Origin of the sequence: Paraburkholderia sp. 32 (genome assembly GCF_050435345.1) — a bacterium.
GTDB lineage: Bacteria > Pseudomonadota > Gammaproteobacteria > Burkholderiales > Burkholderiaceae > Paraburkholderia > Paraburkholderia tuberum.
Genome location: NZ_JBNDKD010000001.1, coordinates 2,158,304 through 2,176,902, shown reverse-complemented (window position 1 = coordinate 2,176,902; position 18,599 = coordinate 2,158,304). Strand labels below are relative to the sequence as shown.

12 protein-coding genes and 1 pseudogene are annotated in these 18,599 nt (G+C 57.2%); 3 read left to right on the top strand and 10 right to left on the bottom strand.

Features of this window, described 5'->3' with window-relative positions:
• Positions 1 to 2,224 precede the first annotated feature (2,224 nt).
• Together OKW26_RS10155 and OKW26_RS10150 are read left to right on the top strand one after the other, a co-directional pair.
• On the top strand, positions 2,225 to 3,100 hold the full coding sequence (locus tag OKW26_RS10155) for a cyanophycinase (RefSeq protein WP_429332387.1): 876 nt from the start codon (positions 2,225 to 2,227) through the stop codon (positions 3,098 to 3,100).
• A 248-nt stretch (positions 3,101 to 3,348) separates the two neighbouring features.
• The gene (locus tag OKW26_RS10150; protein ID WP_429353515.1) at positions 3,349 to 4,173 is read left to right on the top strand and encodes a cyanophycinase; all 825 of its coding nucleotides are present in this window, start codon (positions 3,349 to 3,351) and stop codon (positions 4,171 to 4,173) included.
• Positions 4,174 to 4,181: 8 nt separating this feature from the next.
• Here OKW26_RS10150 and OKW26_RS10145 read toward each other — a convergent pair whose 3' ends face one another.
• The 4 genes from OKW26_RS10145 to OKW26_RS10130 all read right to left on the bottom strand — a co-directional run bounded on the left by OKW26_RS10145 (position 4,182) and on the right by OKW26_RS10130 (position 12,866).
• The gene (locus OKW26_RS10145; RefSeq protein WP_429353514.1) at positions 4,182 to 5,894 is read right to left on the bottom strand and encodes a transglutaminase domain-containing protein; all 1,713 of its coding nucleotides are present in this window, start codon (positions 5,892 to 5,894) and stop codon (positions 4,182 to 4,184) included.
• A 152-nt stretch (positions 5,895 to 6,046) separates the two neighbouring features.
• On the bottom strand, positions 6,047 to 6,379 hold the full coding sequence (locus OKW26_RS10140) for a hypothetical protein (protein ID WP_429353513.1): 333 nt from the start codon (positions 6,377 to 6,379) through the stop codon (positions 6,047 to 6,049).
• A gap of 124 nt (positions 6,380 to 6,503) precedes the next feature.
• Positions 6,504 to 9,302 carry a cyanophycin synthetase gene (cphA, locus tag OKW26_RS10135; protein WP_429353512.1) on the bottom strand — a complete coding sequence of 933 codons (2,799 nt, stop codon included), beginning with the start codon at positions 9,300 to 9,302 and terminating at the stop codon, positions 6,504 to 6,506.
• Positions 9,303 to 10,661: 1,359 nt separating this feature from the next.
• Positions 10,662 to 12,866, bottom strand: a complete 2,205-nt coding sequence (locus tag OKW26_RS10130; RefSeq protein WP_429353511.1) for an OsmC domain/YcaO domain-containing protein — start codon at positions 12,864 to 12,866, stop codon at positions 10,662 to 10,664.
• A gap of 823 nt (positions 12,867 to 13,689) precedes the next feature.
• On the opposite strand from OKW26_RS10130, the gene OKW26_RS10125 reads away from it, so the two are divergent.
• Positions 13,690 to 13,983 (top strand): hypothetical protein, encoded by a 294-nt coding sequence (locus OKW26_RS10125; protein ID WP_429353510.1) that lies wholly within the window; start codon positions 13,690 to 13,692, stop codon positions 13,981 to 13,983.
• A gap of 284 nt (positions 13,984 to 14,267) precedes the next feature.
• Here the strand turns inward: OKW26_RS10125 and OKW26_RS10120 are convergent, their stop codons facing one another.
• The 6 genes and pseudogenes from OKW26_RS10120 to OKW26_RS10095 all read right to left on the bottom strand — a co-directional run.
• Positions 14,268 to 14,972 (bottom strand): hypothetical protein, encoded by a 705-nt coding sequence (locus tag OKW26_RS10120; RefSeq protein WP_429353509.1) that lies wholly within the window; start codon positions 14,970 to 14,972, stop codon positions 14,268 to 14,270.
• A 186-nt stretch (positions 14,973 to 15,158) separates the two neighbouring features.
• On the bottom strand, positions 15,159 to 15,569 hold the full coding sequence (locus tag OKW26_RS10115) for a hypothetical protein (protein WP_429353508.1): 411 nt from the start codon (positions 15,567 to 15,569) through the stop codon (positions 15,159 to 15,161).
• A 1,093-nt stretch (positions 15,570 to 16,662) separates the two neighbouring features.
• Positions 16,663 to 16,932 carry a hypothetical protein gene (locus OKW26_RS10110; RefSeq protein WP_429353507.1) on the bottom strand — a complete coding sequence of 90 codons (270 nt, stop codon included), beginning with the start codon at positions 16,930 to 16,932 and terminating at the stop codon, positions 16,663 to 16,665.
• A 72-nt stretch (positions 16,933 to 17,004) separates the two neighbouring features.
• On the bottom strand, positions 17,005 to 17,256 hold the full coding sequence (locus OKW26_RS10105) for a hypothetical protein (protein ID WP_429353506.1): 252 nt from the start codon (positions 17,254 to 17,256) through the stop codon (positions 17,005 to 17,007).
• 671 nt (positions 17,257 to 17,927) lie between these two features.
• Positions 17,928 to 18,365: a hypothetical protein gene (locus OKW26_RS10100; protein ID WP_429353505.1), complete on the bottom strand. Its 438-nt coding sequence runs from the start codon at positions 18,363 to 18,365 to the stop codon at positions 17,928 to 17,930.
• 145 nt (positions 18,366 to 18,510) lie between these two features.
• Positions 18,511 to 18,585 (bottom strand): annotated as a pseudogene (locus tag OKW26_RS10095) (hypothetical protein); the annotation flags it as partial.
• Positions 18,586 to 18,599: the final 14 nt, after the last annotated feature.

Here is an 18,599-nt window from a genome sequence, read left to right as displayed (position 1 = left end):
CACCGTCCCCGCTTTTAGTCCGTCCGTTGTCCAACTCTCTCCGGTGCATGAGTCAGCCGTCCGTCGAGCGCAGTGTATTCAACTATGCGGTCATTTCAAGCCTGGTTTAGGCGGCCAGCCATCCCTCGAGCGTAATCATTCTCAACGGAAATTTGTCAGGAGAAACAGACGTGTCCGATGCCGGGGCGCTCGCCAGTGGTAGTCGAAACCCGTTGACAATTCAACACGTGTTTAATTTTATGACCTAAATTGCGGGCTTTTCCTATGGCGGTTAATTCGGTCCGGTTGATCATATTGTTCGGACAACGAAGCAAACTGGATGGGTAGATGTACGGAATAGATAACTGGAAATCGACCGGAAGACCCGTGTTAGCGACCAAAGAAATTTATTCCTTTTCTGCAACAGTCCGGACAATTTTTAGGCATATTCTTAATTAGGATAACGGATCCCGGCCACACGGCGGCCCGCCCCAAGGCCACATGCAGCCAAGACAGGCAATTCCGCCCACGCGCCCGGACGTGAGCGGCAACGGTTCACGCGACGGTCGCCCGGACCGACGGACCCTCATGTCTCGCGGTCCCGGGCTGTCAGCCAAGGCCGGACAGACCCGGTGCCGCAGGATCCAGCCGCGCATTTCGTGAGGTGGACGCTGCCGCGACCGGCGGCCTGATGTGGCCGGTGGGCCACGATAACGCCGCTCTGGGGTGTCCATTTAACCGGAGTTAGCGCTTTGCCTCTGCGGGCGGCTCAGGAAGGTCGCTCTAAGCTGGGCGGATATCCGCGTTGCCTCCGCCATCCTCTCGGATGACCACAGGATGGGCTGACGAAGCCGCAAGGCCATCGCAGCCATTCCAGTCCAGCAGCCTGCATCAGTCGGGAACCAAGCCTGATACTCCCAAGGAACCTAGGGTATTGGGTGCTGGCGTGGGACCTTCCATTGCCCCTGTCTACGCTCAACTCCGGTTAAATGGACACCCCAGACGCCGCTTATCACGGCCAGGCCGCGCTGGCAGCAGGGACTCTCCCCCGTTCTCCCTTCGTTGCGCCGCTCTGCCCGGCCCTGACGCCGCCGGCCGGGTCCGGTGTGCGGCTTCCCGCGTCGGGCGTGCACAGGATCGCACCAGGGTTTATACTGAATCCGTCTCCTCCATGTCTCCACATGGATTCCGGCCCGCCGCGCGCGGGCCTTTTTTTGTTGGCCGGGCGTCGGCGCGGGGCGACGGGGGCATCCCCCTCTTCTCCGGACTGATCAGGCAGATAACGGACCCACTGCGGCCGCTCGGGACGCCGGAGATCAGGCACCGGGTATCAGAGTCCGGCAGTCGCCAGGTACCGCCACTTTAATGACAAAAATTCGGCCACAGCTGCCGTTCGTGTGTCGACGCGGACGAGCCTGCTTACCGCTGCTCACCGGTCGTTCATCGAGGAACGGCGGCGAACAGCCGCTACCGAGTTCAACGAACGCGTACTTTCGACCCGATCCGGCTACTGGATCCCTCGCCCCTTCAACGGCAGCTTCCAGGGGCGGATTCAACGGTCATCCGCGCCTTTGCGTCGGCGGGCAAGTATGCCTTTCCTTTCCGAACGGTTGCGGATCGCCGGCAACGATCGACCGGCGCCGTGACGTCGACGTCCACTTCCGAAAATACTGAGGGAGCACTCCCGACCCAATAACAGTCACGTTTGCCGAAAAGAGCAGCGGCCGAATGTGTACAGAGGATTTGCCCCGGGTGGCAGGCGTTTGACTGATCTGGTAACAGACGAATTGCGACCGCTCCGGCGCCAAGCGCCACCTCCAATACTTGAGTCGATGCGCAGCATCGCACCACATCGGTTCAAATATGCACTTATTGCGTGCATATGCTATTGATGCGCTTCCGCGGCGGGCCGAAGTTCTCGCGAGCTGGTTCGCAATCGCGATCTGCGCCAAGGGTTCGCACCAACCCATGCGGACAAAAACGTTGGTGCATTTTTTGCTTTAAAATATTGTAAGGTGTGGGCAGGTGCAGATCTTGTGGTGACGCGAGGAAGATGCAAACCCTACCTGTCCACTATTGCTGCAGGCTTCAGGGTCGCGGGTTGCTGCACAGCGCCCACGAAGGTGCTGCCCGACTGATTCAGCACGGTTGTGGCGTGCTCGAATCATCGGGCAGAGAGCTGCGATTGTCGTGCCTAGGGCGGACCGCCAGGTCGCCGGTCAAGCTTTGAGAAGGAGTGAATGGTATGCGTTCCGGAAGATCGCCGAAGGGTGCCGCGCGAGGCTTTATTATCCCTATTGGCGGCGCGGAAAATCGGGTTCAGAACCCGGTTATTCTGCGCCGTTTCGTGAAACTTTGCGGTGGGTCGCGCGCGCACATTGCGGTCATCCCCACTGCCTCCTCGCTGGATGACACGGGGGATCTCTATGAGTCGGTGTTCCGCGATCTCGGCGCTGACCGAGTCAGTATCCTGCCATTCAAGACACGCCGCGACTGCGAATCGGACAGATACCTGAAGGTGCTCGATCGCGCCGACGGGGTCTTCATGACCGGGGGCGACCAGGTACGCCTCGCCGAGATGCTGAGCGACACGCCGGCGGCGGAGAAGCTTCATAGCCGAAACGCACACGGCATGCACGTAGCCGGGACCTCGGCCGGGGCCTCCGCCATGTCAGCTGCCATGATTGCCGGGGGAAAGAGCGGGGCCACGCCCCGCGCCGGGATGGTCGACCTGGCACCAGGCTTGGGGCTCATCAGCCGTTTTGTTATCGACCAACACTTCGGCCAGCGGGATCGGCTCGGACGCCTGCTCACGGCAGTGGCTTCCATCCCGTTTGGGGTGGGCATTGGGCTGGACGAGGATACGGCTGCGTTCATCGGTCCAGACGAAATGCTGGAGGTGGTAGGCAGCGGCGGCGTCACCATCATCGACGGGTCGAATCTGCGCAACTCTGCAGCTGACTCCGTTCGCCATGACGACCCGGTAGGCTTGACCGGAATACGTCTGCATATCCTGGTTGATGGCAATATGTATCATCTCGGGACGCATAGCTTGGTAGGCGGTACGTTGTCTGCGCGGAGTTACGTCCCCAGTGGATCGAACGCTACTGCTCTGATCTGATCGGCTAGAAGAGGCAAAAGCCGGATCATCCACGAAGCGGGGCAGCGCGTATCTGTGCTGCCCCGCTCCACGTTCCGCTTGCCGATATAAAATCGCATATCATGCGTCAACCCCTCGAAGACGTGAAGATAAGACGTCAGCTGATTCGAGCCCGGCAGCAACAAAGCTCCGGCCGGAAAAGTGGGTTACGTGGTGGCTGCACGAGACTTGGGCTACTTCAAGATTTGGCCACTCTATCGGAGTGAAAGTTGAGTCGTGCAAAGGCGCCCATTGGCGGTACACGAGGCTTTATCGTCCCCATCGGGGGCGATGGAAGGCTAATACGAAACGCTGCCATCCTGCGCCGCTTCATCGAGATTTGCGGCGGCTCCCGCGCGCATATCGGCATCATCCTTACGGGCTCCGCGACCAAGGACGCCGGCCGCCGTTATGAAAGGGCGTTCCGTGATCTGGGGGGGGATCGGGTCAGTGCCCTCAAATTTGAGACCCGAACCGACTGCGAGGCGAAGCGAAACCTGGACATGCTCGATATTGTCGACGGGCTTTTCCTCACGGGGAGCGACCCGGTCCATCTTTCCGAGACGCTAGGTGGTACTTCGATGGCGCAGAAAATTCGCAACCGGAATGCACACGGTATGCACGTGGCCGGCACCTCCGCTGGCGCAGCGTTCCTGCCCGGGCAGATGATTGCGGCAGGTGAGAGTGGCACTACGCCGCGTGCTGACATTGTTCAATTAGCGCCGGGCTTGGGCCTGATCGAGCGGTTGATCATCGATCAGCACTTTCGCCACCAGGACCGGCTCGGGCGTCTGCTCATGGCCTTGACTTACAACCCACTTGCCATCGGCATCGGCCTGGATGAAGACACCGCCGCCTTTATCGGTCCGGATCATAGGCTGCAGGTCCTGGGCAGCGGCGGCATCACCATTGTGGACCCCTCCCAACTGCAACACTCCGCCATACATCCGGATCGCCGCCATGCCCCAGTAAGCGTAGTTGGCCTGCACCTGGACATACTGGTTGAAGGCAACCTGTATGATTTAACAGCGCATATGGCGAGCATAGGGCGCTAATTTCGCATTCATCCCGTCAGGGGGCGACTATGCAACGAGGCCTCCCGGAGAATCTTGATCTGAATGTCAGGTACAAAAAAGTCCGAATACATCAGATCGTTACCGACCTTTTCCCAGGAGTCGGGCCTGCATATCTCGCACATCTTTTCCGTCCTGCTGTTTTCTATATAGATCCACGACAGAGCGCCAAAAAACCTTTCGTGCCTTTCCGGCAGATTGTCCGATGAGCTTTCCATAGGCACCCATCCTACCGCGGGGACATAGAACTCTACCCACGCATGATCATAATCCGGCACACAGACCGAGTTGACCCTTGCATATCTCAGTTTGTACTCGGGAACCTTGAAATCCCCGACCGGCCTGCATGCCACCCCGCAAAGCCTCATTAATCCTATCAACAGCTCCATGTACTTTCCGCAAGTCCCTTCGCCGCTTCTCAAGGTCTCAACGGGACTTGTATACGTGTTGTTGTAGCGGTACCCCAATCTGCTATAAACATATTCACGCACGGTTTTCGCAATCTTGACTACATTTCCGCGCTCTTTTCTCGGGATCGCCGAAATCAGGTCCGCAGCAATGCGCCTTAACTCTTGCCTATCCATATCGTACCTGAGCTCTCTCTTAAGAAATCGCGTCTTAATTTCGTCTGGATAACCTGAATCCGGGGCATTCAACTTGAACCTTATCCCATATAGTTCAATTACGGCGCTGTAGCCGAAGTAACGGCGTTCTTTATCAAGCTCAACGCCCCTGAAATCGAATTCCGCAATCTCGTTGCCGCTTTCGTCCCTTCTTATAGTCCCAGGAATATCTCCAATAATTTTTACTGATTTCACCTTCTGCCTTCGCGTCTCGACCGGAATCGACAACCTGACGTACATCTTGACGCCCTTGATCCTTTCCAGAATATCATGGACAGGCTTGAGCATTTCGGCATAAGAAAATTCCACTTCGTAACCATCCGAAAGCCCGAAATTTCCAGCCATACCAAGCCCCATTATTTTATAATCAAGTTTCTCTATAAAGCCATCTGAAATGTTCCTGTTGAGTTTTATATTTGGACTGCTGTCGACATCCGCCTTCGCGCCCGCATCATCAAAGACGTCCCAACTTTTCTGATTGTAGTATATATAGATGCCAGATCTTTCTATATCTGATGTTTTAACTGAAGCTATTCCAGACGCCCCCTCATGGGGTGTCGTCAGCGATGCCAAATGAGTCCCGTCAAGACTGTATATATAAATGGCCCGACTAATGTCACTCAATATGAAGAGGCGATCCCCATGCAAGGTAATGTCGTTTATTCTATTGCCCACATCCACTGACCGTATTGGCCGATCCCCATCCAGAATGAACAGGATCCCGCTACTGTCAGCCACGTAATATCTACCGCCTTTCCAATATAGACCGACAACATCTTTTGCGTCATTGATTGTGACGGTGTCCATAACTTCATAGACCATCCCATTTTCTATCCCGAGCGCATAGATTCTATTAAAACGCGAATAATTTATAATGCCATCCGGTCGCATACATATGGCACCTGCCCCCTTGAATTCGTTGAAGCTTTTGAAGTTGACAACTCCTTGAAAGAATCCCGTCCGAACGTCAATTTTGCCAAGAGCTCCAAGCTCCGGATCTACGACGAAGATCGCATCTTCCTCATTGCTATCTATAGAGGTGATGTTCTTTGCAAAGAGCGGTTTTATCGAGGTGATCACAAATCCCCCGGATCATTCTGATCGGTGAGGCATGGGCCGGGCATACGCCCGACCCATTCTCTCCAAGTCTTGTCGGAGGCGGCGCTTGAAACCGCAACAGAGCTCCTTGAGGGTGTGCGCTGCGCGTTCTGCGCACAAGCGCACCAAGACCGCTAATGCTGTCGGCCTCTCGACGTTTCCCGCTCCCTGCCTCTCACGTTTTCCCGCTCCCTGTCTCTCAGGTCCTCTCGCTCCCTGTCTCTCAGGTCCTCTCGCTCACTGCCTCTCAAGTCTTCTTGCTCACCACCTCTCAAGGCCTCTTGAATAAAATCGGCAAAGTCCGAGAGATGCCTTAGATTTGAATCCAGGGGATTGCGCGAAGACCCGCTCATTGCTTCATGACGTATCAGGTCCAGGGCGATTTCGACGGCCATCCTCCGCTTCGAGGAGGCATCCAGCGTGGCGTCGTTATCGTTGTAGAGAAGAAATTTCTGTTTCTCATCCATTTTGACTCTCCAAGGTATTGAACTCCACGAAGGATGGACCTCACGCTTCACCCGCCCTGGAGCCCTGTCACCAGGTCCGCTTGCGACCGCCTGGCAGGTCGTCGTAACCACGGCGAACAGTCATTCAGTCTTCAATCTCTCGCGCCAACCGCACGCCGCGCCCGTCACGAATGATCTCCATGCTACTACTGTCCCACCCGAACCCGCCCAGGTCGTCTTGACGGATCTTGACTGGGGTCGGCCTTCTCTCAATGGCGTGCCCTGTTTGCGCGTCTGGCCTGAAACGCACGATCTGCTCCCAGGCACGTGTGTAGTCTTCGCTCAACAAGAGGAGCAAGTCGCCAGGCCCGGCCATTTCGAGCGCCGATTGATTCGCCGTCTGCTCATCGGCTATGACCTCGATCTGCTCTGCCCCGACTCCATTCTTGCGTAGTGACTCTCGCAGCATTTCCGGCACTTCAAGGTGATCCCGCCCACGCGAGTCACTGTCCCTGTGACAAATGTAGTGCTCAAAGTGTCCCGCCGCGATACGGCCGATCTCCAGGATGTCCTCGTCACGGCGGTCGCCGGGAACCGTCAGCGAAACGATCTTCGCACGCTCGGCTCCCAACCGGTCTACCAGACCGCACATGGTTTTCACGGCTGCGGGGTTATGGGCATAGTCCAAAATCACCCTGAAGGGATGCTGATCGTAGATGTTCAGGCGGCCGGGGGTCTGGAGGAAGGTGTTATCAAAGGTGCGCAGGCCACGGCGGATGCTCTCGAGATCGATCCCGAGGCCGTGGGCGAGGGCCGCAGCGAACATCGCGTTCTGCACATTGTGGAATGCGAGCCCCTGCACCGTGGCCGGGATCACGTGAGTCCACAACAAAGGAAAACGGTGACCGCTGTCCCACAGGCAGACCATGTGGCCGTTTATCTCTTCCTCCAGCACCACCGCCACGCCGCCCGCCTGGACGTGCTCATTTACCAAGGGGTGAGCCGCGTCCATGGTCACGTAGCCCAGGCGGTTTGCGTGACTATGATCCGCCATCTTCAGGCACAAGGCGTCGTCAGCGTTGAGGACGGCCATCTCCTTCGCCACCTCGACGACGATGCGCTTGACCTCCGCCATTTGCTCCACCGTTTCGACCCCGCGCAGGCCCAGGTGATCGGCGGTCACATTGAGGCAGCCCGCCACGCTGCATTCCGGATAGCCCAGACCCCGCCGCAGCAGGCCGCCCCGGGCCGTCTCCAGTACGGCGGCATCCACGGCGGGGTCCGCAAGAATCATGCGGGCGGACGTCATTCCGGTCATGTCACCCTTCACAGTCAACCGTCCGTCGACATAGATGCCGTCGGTGGTGCCCAAACCCACCGTGTACCCCGCCAGTTTCAAGATATGAGCGAGCATGCGCGAGGTGGTGGTCTTGCCATTGGTGCCGGTAATGCTGGCAATGGGAATGGTGCTTGGAGCACCAGATGGAAACAGCATATCGATGATGGGACCGGCAACGTCCCTGGGCGTTCCTTCAGTGGGCGCCAGATGCATCCGTAGACCCGGGCAAGCATTCACCTCGCACATGGCCCCGCCGGTCTCACGATATGGCGCGGAGATATCCGTGGTAATGAAATCAGCTCCCCCGACGTCCAGGCCGATGGCCCTGATGGCCCGGACCGCCATCTCCCGGTTGTCCGGGTGCACGCTATCGGTAACATCGATGGCGGTGCCGCCGGTGGAAAGGTTGGCGGTGGCGCACAAGTAGACTATCTCGCCCGCCACAGGCACCGTCGTGGGACCATAACCCTTGTCAGCAAGGAAGCGTTCTGCCACGCCGTCGAGCTCCACGCGCGTGAGCACGTTTTCATGTCCCGCACCCCGGCGTGGATCCTTGTTAACCTCGTCCACCAACTCCTCGATGGTGTGAACACCGTCACCTGACACATGTGCGGGGATGCGTCTGGCAACCGCCAACAATTGATCATTGACGACCAGCATGCGGTAATCAGACCCCGGTATATAGCTTTCGACGAGCACTGCCTCGCTGTACTCCTGAGCCCTCTCAAAAGCGAGCTGCACCCGCTCCGGGGTTGTAACCTGAACCGATACACCCTGCCCGTGATTAGAGTCCAATGGCTTGATCACAACGGGATAGCCGATCTGTTCGGCACTATGGACGGCGTCGCGGGCGCTATAGACCTTGCGCTGCCTCGGCACCGGCAGGCCCGCGTCCCGCAGGATCCGGTTGGTCTCCGCCTTGTCCGAAGCCAGGTCTACCGCGATCTGACGGGTCTCGCTGGTGAGCGTCGCCTTGATGCTTTTCTGGAAGCGGCCGTAGCCGAGCCGTATCAGGCTGCCGCGGTTTAGGCGCGTCCATGGAATCGAGCGCTTCATGGCGGCGCTCACCAATGCGGCAGTGCTAGGTCCCACGTCGCAACCCCGCGCATAACGGATGAGTTCATCCAGTTCATGTTCAAAGTCGAAAGCGTCATCGAAGTTCCGCTCCGGCTTCAGCTTCAGGTCTTCAGGAAGCAGGTGCTCAAGCAGGGCCAGGGAAAGGTCTCCGGCTTGCCGACCGACATCCTCGTCCAGGTATTCGTAGACTATGTCGTAATGCCCGCGCGGCCCAGCGGCGCGCGTCTTGCCAAAACTCACATCCGAGCCTGCCACCTTCTGCAGTTCGATCGCTACGTGCTCCATGACATGGCCCAGCCACGTTCCTTCGCCTTCGACCATGCGCCGCACGAACCCACCGGGGGCTTGATAGGAACAGCCATGTTCCCGAAGGCCGGGCAGATAGCCAAGGAGACGTTCGATGAAGCCTTGGCCGAGGCGCCCGGTTGGCCACTCTTCAAGCACCCCCAGATCGATGGTGTACCGAATGACCGGGAAATGGGCATGAATATTGGGCCCTTGATAAGCGATGAGTGACTTGACTTCCATTTCATGACCTCCTGCAGTCTCGTTTCAGGTCATTGGTCTCCAAAGCCGCCGAAGTCCCTACAGCCATGGCCTGATCTGATGCGGTTGTGAGGTAGATGGGAGACGAAATTGGGGATCGTGCACGCCAGCACTGTCCGGCAAGCCGCAAGCACCAACGTGACTCGACGGGCCTTCGCTTCGTTTTCATGCAGGGAATGGACTCGGCCAAGTTGGCAGAACAGCATCGCCACGAAACGACTCCGCCTTGACAGCGCGTTGCCGAGATGAGCAGCACTAGCCTTCTTTCTCACTGGTCCTGACCTGGTCCGCTCGATGAGCGCGAGGACCTGACTGGACATGCTGCAGGGTGCCTTCACGTCGTGCTCCCGGCCGGTGGTAGATGTGTTAAACGGTCACCCACACCCTAACGCTCCAGCGTCATAACCTTGAACTGGACGAGAGTTATTACAGGTAAGACGCGCGCCACTTTGTAGTCGTCGCAACAGAGACGCACTCATGGGTGTTCCAAGCACGATGACTGCCCGGAACCATCTCCGACCGATCGGCCATTTTAAAAATAGAGGCATTTCCAGATAAAGCAACATCTCTTCCGTAATTTATCTTGCCGAATCCGAACGCCTATCGGCTCTCAGGAGCAAGGGACCTTGGCAAGCAACTGTCCTTGCGTCACGGCGAACGTGGCCCAACCGAGGAACCACAGATTGCCCGCGCACCGTTGCTCCATGGCAGATGATTCGCCTGAACAACGTAAGTCAGATCATCCACCATCGTCCACTTCGGCGTGTCGAGACCGAGAGTCTCGTCCGGGCCGATCGCTCGATCGCTCGAATAGGCTGGCGGTTCCGCAAAGCCGACAAGAGAGTGCGATTAGCGACCACGCACATTAGCAACCACGCACGAGTGTCCGGAATGGCCGATGAAGCAACGTTCATCCTCGCGAATGGAATGGCCGCTTGCCGGGTGAATCGGACGTCTGAACGGCCGAACGATCATGTGGGCGAGTGACGCTTCTTGGCCGAACCCGGAAGTCCGCAGCCGCAGGCGATCGCCGGTCGCATCGCCCGGTCGAACTTCCGTAGTCGTTTAGGTTTATTCGATGAGATAGCGGACTATGGTCGGTCATACTGCCCGCCCGAAATAGCGACATTACATCGTTGCCCGAAGCGGAAAGCTCTACTTCTGAGCGCCGTTAAAAACGGGGGACTACCGAAGGCCCTCGATCTGCCTTTGTATCTGGCCATCAACGTCGGCGGCATCAACATTGATGCACGCCGGCACAGATGGTCGCTCAGGTATCGAACGGGTGTTTTTTGAGCGGTGGATGAGCGGTATCATCGCGTCCAGCCATGACTCGCAACCCTACTTCCCAGTAGCCGCCGCATTGGCCCGCGCCTTATGCAATTTTTTGTAGCTGTCGATCAGGCGGTGGTGCCTGTCGAGACCCTCCAGCTTCATACTCGTTGGCGTTAGCCCAAAGAAGCGCACGCTGCCGTCCACTGTCCCAAGTACCGCGTCCATCCGGGCGTTGCCAAACATTCGACGGAAGTTGACCACGTAGTCGTCCAGTTCAAGGTCGTCATCGAGCATCACCTCCAGGACCACATTCAAGGCCTGGTAAAACAATCCGCGCTCGACCGTATTGTCGTTGTACTGCAGAAAAGCTCCGACCAGCTCCTGCCCTTCCTCAAATTGCTTCAAGGCGAGATGAATCAACAGTTTCAACTCGAGAACTGTTAGCTGCCCCCAGTCCGTATTCTCGTCAAATTCGATGCCGATCAAAGTGGCAATATCGGAGTGCTCGTCCAGCTCACTGTTCTCCAACCGCTCAAGCAGTGCTGCCAGGGAGGCATTGTCCAGTCGATGCAAGTTCAAAATATCCGCGCGGAACAATAGCGCCTTGTTTGTGTTATCCCAGATCAAATCCTCTACCGGGTAAACTTCCGAATAATCGGGCACCAAAATCCGACAGGCTACGGCACCCAGTTGGTCATACACCGCCGTGTACACCTCTTTGCCCATGTCTTCGAGAATGGCGAACAAGGTTGCTGCTTCCTCGGCATTGGAGTTTTCACACTGGCCCGAAAAATCCCACTCAACAAACTCGTAATTCGCTTTGGCGCTGAAAAAGCGCCACGACACCACACCGCTGGAATCAATGAAGTGCTCAACAAAATTGTTTGGTTCAGTCACGGCGTTACTGACAAAGGTGGGCTGAGGTAAATCGTTCAGGCCTTCAAAACTACGCCCCTGCAGTAATTCCGTCAGACTCCGTTCCAGCGCCACCTCGAAGCTTGGGTGCGCGCCGAACGAGGCAAAGACACCGCCTGTGCGGGGGTTCATCAAGGTGACGCACATCACCGGGTAGGTCCCACCCAGCGACGCATCCTTTACCAGCACCGGAAAGCCCTGCTCTTCCAATCCATGAATTCCGGCCAGAATGCCAGGGTATTTCGCCAGCACTTCGTGCGGCACATCAGGCAAAGCGATTTCGCCTTCCAGAATTTCGCGCTTTACCGCCCGTTCGAAAATTTCGGACAGACATTGCACCTGTGCTTCGGCCAGCGTATTACCGGCACTCATGCCATTGCTGACGAACAGGTTCTCGATCAGGTTGGACGGAAAATACACCACTTCGCCGTCCGACTGCCGCACAAACGGCAGCGAACAGATGCCGCGCTCCACATTGCCGGAGTTGGTGTCGTATAGACGCGAGCCATACAACTCGCCATCAGGATTATAAATTTCGAGGCAGTACTCATCCAGAATTTCAGCCGGCAGCAAATCCTTAGGGCCAGGCTTGAACCAGCGCTCATTCGGGTAATGCACAAACTCCGCATTGGCGATGTCTTCGCCCCAAAATGCACCGCCATAGAAATGGTTGCAATTCAGTCGCTCGATAAACTCTCCCAACGCTGACGCCAACGCGCTTTCTTTGGTCGCTCCCTTGCCATTGGTAAAACACATCGGCGAGTGCGCATCGCGAATATGAAGCGACCACACATTTGGAACGATATTGCGCCACGAAGCGATCTCTATCTTCATGCCCAAGCCCGCCAGAAAGCCCGACATATTGGCGATGGTTTGCTCCAACGGCAAATCCTTGCCCGCAATATAGGTGCTGGCATCAGAAGCCGACTTCAACGTCAGCAACGACTGAGCATCGGCATCCAGGTTTTCTACCTCTTCAATCACAAACTCGGGCCCGGCTTGCACCACTTTTTTCACCGTACAACGGTCGATGAAGCGCAAAATACCTCGGCGGTCCACTTCCGAGATATCCGACGGCAACTCAACCTGAATCTTGAAAATCTGTTGGTACCGGTTTTCCGGATCAACGATATTATTCTGCGACAGGTGAATATTTTCAGTAGGAATATTGCGATTTACGCAGTACAACTTCACAAAGTAAGCTGCACACAAAGCCGATGAGGCCAGAAGATAATCGAACGGACCAGGCGCCGAGCCATCGCCCTTATAACGGATAGGCTGGTCGGCCACTACCGTGAAGTCATCGAACTTGGCTTCAAGACGCAGCTTATCGAGAAAATTGACTTTAATTTCCATGGGGAAATTCCAAAAATTGTGCTCAAAATGATGTAGCCGCTATTATCCGTCACCAAGTGCAGTTGCTGTTGCAGATCGCGAATGTTGCTAGCGGTGTCCATTGAAGCGCTGACGCTGTCCGTTTTTTCCGCTAGCGTCGCTTTGCCCCCGGAGCACGAACTCACTGCCCGGAACGACTGACAAAGCGCAGCACGATAACACTCTCACCGCCATCAATGCGAACAGTGGTGGAGGCCGCCTAAGAAACATCCAAAGTGCCAAACTGCCTGGCGTTTTTTGGTCTGCGCGCTGAGATGTCCTCGGTCCGAGATCAAAAAAATGACCTCCGGTATTTGCGCTTGCTGCCGCCTCAGGCCGATGCGCTAATCGCGCGCCTCGACAGCCGCACTAGCCAAATTCGAGGACACGCCGAACGCTACCAAAATCAATGGACATCCTGTCGCTCATTCCTAACTGCAACGCTAGGGGTGACAGAATTGTCAATCTGGCCTCCTGGCCTTACCTCGCACGGGACACCCGTTCTCGCCACAAACGGTGAACTATTAGCAGAAACCTATTAGCAGAAACGGTTAACAGCAACACCTTGCGGCGATGATATGCAACGCTCGGACTCGCTAGCAGTCACAGCAGGACCCGCGGATCGGGACCGATCCAGATCGTTGGTCCCGGTTCGAACGGCTACTTTGGAGAAATCCGGTCGACTGCTGTGGGTCGCGCTCTGCCGGATGGCAGTTCGGCAAGAGTCGGCCATGTGCGGTCGGTCGACGTCGCCGTCGAAATTGCTGAAAATTGCTGACTTGAACCGACAGAGGACAGATTACCCATGAGCTTAAACTCACAGCGCGTACGAGAGATGGTTCGTGCTGCGGCGTATCGCGAGGCATATTTGATCGGCCGCAAGGCGTTGGAAGAGTCTGCGTGTGACGACGAAGTGATTGCTGCGCTACGCGATTTGACCACGCAGCTAAGGTCAAATTGCATGGACCTTGCGGCACGGAAGATGGACGTCGGTCCCGAGTATGACGCTCTTGAAAATCTGCTGAGAGAAGCGAACAGATTGATTGGCGAAGACTTGTACGGGCGTAAAATTGCCTCACCACCAAGTCAGGAACGGTAGCGTGTGCCGAGGCCCTCAATCATGCCCACGTCCCCGAAGGGAGGGCGGTGTCCATTCCATCTGGGTCGTGCGCCGCCGATCAAGCATAGGCGCCAGGCTGCGAACAGCGGTCATTGTGCCAAGCTTTTAAGATGGAGCCTGACTTTGCGGCTTTGTGCCGCTGCGTGACGGGTCTGATAGCGAAGCCTGAAATCGTTGACCCTAGCGCAAACGGCGCACGCTGCACGCCGCTATCGCGCTGAACCTGAGCCTGTCATGGCAACACCGCGGTGTCACGCAGACGATTAGTCAACCTGGCACCAACGACCAGAATCCGGGCACACAATGGCCCGTGCGCCGTTCAGCCAGACTTCCTCTGCGTCCAGTTGCAACGAGGTTGAAGGCGCGATGTCGAAGGCAACCTTGAGGGCGTGCCCAACATGGGCATCTTCGATGGGAAGCTCCCAGGTCAGAAATATTTGGATGCAATCCTGGTCCGGCGCGAAGTCGGCCACGTTAAAACCGCTGCTGCTGCGTTGAATGACGCCATGAGGCTGACCAGTATCGAATATCACAGCCGTTCCCCGGGTTAGGGGAATGCGATGGCCCGTAGAGGGAAAATGCAAGTCCAGACCCCTGTCCTCGCTCAGGAAGAGATTGCAAAAGGCCGCACCGCCATATTGCGCACCGTCATGGTGGTACTTCGCGCCGCGGCAGGCCATGAGGGCTACGTCACTGGAGGCGAGCACCTTAGGCAGTCCAAGCGCGCACGTCCAATCGGACAGTGCCTGCACACAGCGCGTGTAGTCCGGCCAGCGCGCCTGCGCTCGCGCCAAAGGCATTGCCTCGACGTCCCCGGGCTCCAGGACCAGGCGCGACGATGTCTCTCTTTCCCAATCTGCGAGCAGGCGCGCAGGGGGCACGGGCACGTCAACCGAGCCTGATAGCACGATGTCACTCACGCGTCGACTGCGGATGATGTCGCCACTCCAGAAAAAGGAAGTCAGCATGTCTCGCACTCGATGCTGTTAAGGTGGGGTGAATCTGGACCATTGTAACGATTCCAAGCGACCACTTCGGCCAGTTGCTGCCATTCACCTGTGCGTCCATGCAGACACTCGAACGGCCGCTTCCCGAGACAGCGAACTTCCGCCCGCCAATCACGAGACCCCCCGGGAAGCCGCGATGTTCAGTTTTCAGCCTGGATCGACGCTGATCCACGCTTCGACATCGAAATGTCCCGCTGCGCGCCCAATCGTAACTGTGCAATTGGGGGCTCCATTGAAGTCGAGCAAAGCGAAATTCGGCTGCCGGGTGCAATTTGTATTGTCGTCGTAACACTGATCGAATCCTAGCTCTGGGATTAAATACCAGTTATTGCCGTTACCGCCCCAAGTAGCACCTCCCTCGTCCCTATACTCCTCCGCATAAAAGGCAGCATATTGGTTAACAGTGCGAAGATTGGTATCCCACGCGTTGAAATTGTCCCCGCTGTTTACCTGCCACCAACCAATTTTTCTAAAGTGAGTTGGCGAACAGTTTGGGTCAAGGTACACGAAGGCAATCCAGACCGTATCGGCATATTGATTATTGAAGTAAAGCGCCATTTTAATCTCTCATTTAGTTTAGGGACGAGACGGCGCCTTGGCCGTGCCGGATGCCCTCTTTAGCAGTGCCGGCTTGGATCGTTGTTCAACCTTTGGCGGCAGCACCGCCGTGGGGTGAGCTTTCGAGGAGCTGTGGCTATTTCGCGCTTTTACGTCCCCGAGGCCGCCGTGTGGTGATACAGGTTTAACTTCTGGCATCTTCCGCTCCCGGAAAGGTATTGGATTTGCAATAATTTCTGCATTGAGTATAGACGCCAATCCGCTAATATCAACCGAGAAGTCGCCGCTAAGGATGATTACAGAGATTCTTCATCGGCAAGTACACGGTCGCACTGCTGATTGGAAGCCCACGCGACGGATCCGACGCGTCATTCATCGAGTCAGACAGCGAATCCTACGGGAAACAGTGAAATAATCCCGTCACTTGTCTTTACCGCCGCAATAATTTACCTTGAGTTTTACTTGGTTACCTTCGACTTGGTGAATAACGACTTCATACAGATATGGACCGGTTACGTTTAAATTACGTCAGCATCCTCGGCTATTTGAGGCGTCCGATCGTTCAGTACGCGAGCCGCGAATAACCGGCCCTTTATTTCAACAATTTTCGAACTTAGTAAAATCAGCACACACAATCGCGACGAGCGTGCACGCGGTCGCCAACGATACTGAACTGATATCGGCCCTTGCGAGTCCGACGGATCGACTGGCAGCAACGGGTCGAAACTGCAAGTTGGCGGATGCCGGAAGCGGTCGTCCCGCTGCACGACGCCGTCACCGTCGGTAACCCGTCATATTGCTGACGTCCAAGGGAGCCTCGTCGAACGTCGGCAAAGGCCGAGCTGCTGCCTCTGAGGCGCCGTCATGAACGACCGGTCCATCTTGTTATCTGCGCTTGAACTCCCAACGTCGCACCGGCGGCGATGCGGTCGACAAGTCTCGTTCAGCGATAAGGCTAACTTGTTCAACCGTTTAACCGAAGGTAACGAGCCGCCTGAGTGTCGCGACGGTGAGTTCGGGATGCCCCGTGAGAAACGGCAATCCATGATCGGCAGTCTGAGCGACGCGCGGAGCCGCATGGGCGGTAAGCCCTCTAGTCGCGCTCGTGAAATTCCCCGGGATTCATCCTGTCGACAGATACCGGCGCATTGGGTCGGGGCACGACGCCCTTCAGGGCTTGCATTGAGCCATCCGGTCCGGACGGCGGATCGACGCGAAGCCAACGCCCCAGCGTATCGCGGACACACTGCTGGCAAAGGTCAAGGCTCACATGGGCGCCGTCGCCGAAAATCGAGCCAAAGCCGCCACGCCAATCGAGCGACATCTTTTCGTACCACTCCCACTGATCGTCAACCGGCGTCATGCGCCGGCCGCAGCGGTCGCATGTGCATGCCGCGACCTCCTGCACCGTCCTGTCCCGGTATTCGCGCATGACCTATCCTTTTGCCCAGTCCGACTTTTCCCAGTCCGGCGGCACGAGACCGAGCTGCTTCGCGGTGTCGACCGGCAGGCGCAACAGCACCGCGCCCGGGCCGCGCTCCATGTTGCCGAGCATCGTGACCTCAGCGGCTACTCCGTTGAGCTCGAGATACACGACGTCCTCCGGCTCAAGAATCTCGGTGTAGAGATCCCAGCCGGGCTGATCATCCTCTTTCGCCTGATACCTGATGTGGTTCCTGGTACTCATGAATCCCTGTCCCTTTTTGCGAGCGTTTAGCCGATGCCCTGATTGTCGGTGGCCAATCGCGCAGATACTGGATGCGGTCCGCGGCGTCACTGACAGCCGCCTCTCATTTCACTGTTCATCATGCGATCCCGGTTGGCCAGAAAGGTTCGCAGGTCGTCCAGCCTTATCCATTCTTCCGGATGAAGCAACGGATCTGAACGCGGCCGTGACAGACTCTACTTGATGACCACAATATGCTCCAGGGAGCGCCATTGTCGCAATCTCCGATGCCCGGCGTATAGGGTGTATGGCGAGAAGCAGGTTGGCCGAGCGGCCGTGCTGCCTGACGCTTATAAAATTTACAGCGCATTCCAGAACGCCATCATCGCTCATCACTGACCGTGCACCGCACTCGGGTTCCGGAGAGCCTTTCACTACGGGACAATCGATCCCGTTGCTGCAATGGCGGTACAGGAATGGAAGCGAGAGAACGGTGCGTGAGAACTGTCAGGCATCCTGCGGGCAAAATACCCGCTCATCTTCGACGTCAACCCGACAGTCGCTGATGATCTGGATGCAATCCCGACGGTTTTCTCCCTGTGGGGTTTCGAGTGCGGCGACGGCTGGTTGATCTGGTCGACATGTTGTGCGAGGCTGCAACTTGCTACAAAGCACGGCGCACCGCTCTGGCATCAGCGCTGGCCGTTGAGAAAGTCGAACCAGTCGTGCGCAAAGGCACAGCCGTGGTCAGGAATGCCCGAACCGGCCAGTTTCCTGTCGAAGTACGTTCTGGCCGGCTCGGGAATCTCATCCAGACGCACGTAACGGTAGCCTGCGTCATTCACGTGAACCGTCACCTGCGGTGGCGCGGGTCGCGGTGGCAGGGCTTCGCGGCCCTGATTCAGCGCAGCGGCAACACAGCGCGCAACGAGATCCCATACGCTGCCCGCCCATCTCGGATAGCCGCGCACCGTGGCCCGCTCGCCGACCTGCCGGAGCACCGCATCGTCCAGGGCCACCCTGTAGTCCGCAAGAGCCCCGGACCTCACGCGCGCAATGTCCGCCGTCGCGATGACGCGCTTTCCGTCTTCCCGTCCACCGGGCAGCAATTCAATGGTGATTCGAAGCATTCGCCTTTCCTTGTGATCTTGTCATCCGGTACCGCAGTTGCGCGGACGCGCATCGCGTCGAGGTCCCGAACCTGCGCTGCGATCGCCTGCGCCCCCGGCGAATGCCTCCGTCCCGGTGGCTCCGCCCGGACAGCAGAACGCTCCGTCAGAACTTCCTGTACCCGTCGAGTGGAAGCCCCTGCTGCGCCACGCAGGCGTTCTCGCTTTCGATGGCTTTCGCGTTCTCCTTCCGCG

Excerpts from the sequence above, each read along its gene's own strand:
- OKW26_RS10155 (WP_429332387.1), top strand. The coding sequence starts at position 2,225 with ATGCGTTCCGGAAGATCGCCGAAGGGTGCCGCGCGAGGCTTTATTATC.
- OKW26_RS10140 (WP_429353513.1), bottom strand. The coding sequence starts at position 6,379 with ATGGATGAGAAACAGAAATTTCTTCTCTACAACGATAACGACGCCACG.
- cphA (WP_429353512.1), bottom strand. The coding sequence starts at position 9,302 with ATGGAAGTCAAGTCACTCATCGCTTATCAAGGGCCCAATATTCATGCC.
- OKW26_RS10130 (WP_429353511.1), bottom strand. The coding sequence starts at position 12,866 with ATGGAAATTAAAGTCAATTTTCTCGATAAGCTGCGTCTTGAAGCCAAG.
- OKW26_RS10125 (WP_429353510.1), top strand. The coding sequence starts at position 13,690 with ATGAGCTTAAACTCACAGCGCGTACGAGAGATGGTTCGTGCTGCGGCG.
- OKW26_RS10120 (WP_429353509.1), bottom strand. The coding sequence starts at position 14,972 with ATGCTGACTTCCTTTTTCTGGAGTGGCGACATCATCCGCAGTCGACGC.
- OKW26_RS10115 (WP_429353508.1), bottom strand. The coding sequence starts at position 15,569 with ATGGCGCTTTACTTCAATAATCAATATGCCGATACGGTCTGGATTGCC.
- OKW26_RS10110 (WP_429353507.1), bottom strand. The coding sequence starts at position 16,932 with ATGACGCCGGTTGACGATCAGTGGGAGTGGTACGAAAAGATGTCGCTC.
- OKW26_RS10105 (WP_429353506.1), bottom strand. The coding sequence starts at position 17,256 with ATGAGTACCAGGAACCACATCAGGTATCAGGCGAAAGAGGATGATCAG.
- OKW26_RS10100 (WP_429353505.1), bottom strand. The coding sequence starts at position 18,365 with ATGCTTCGAATCACCATTGAATTGCTGCCCGGTGGACGGGAAGACGGA.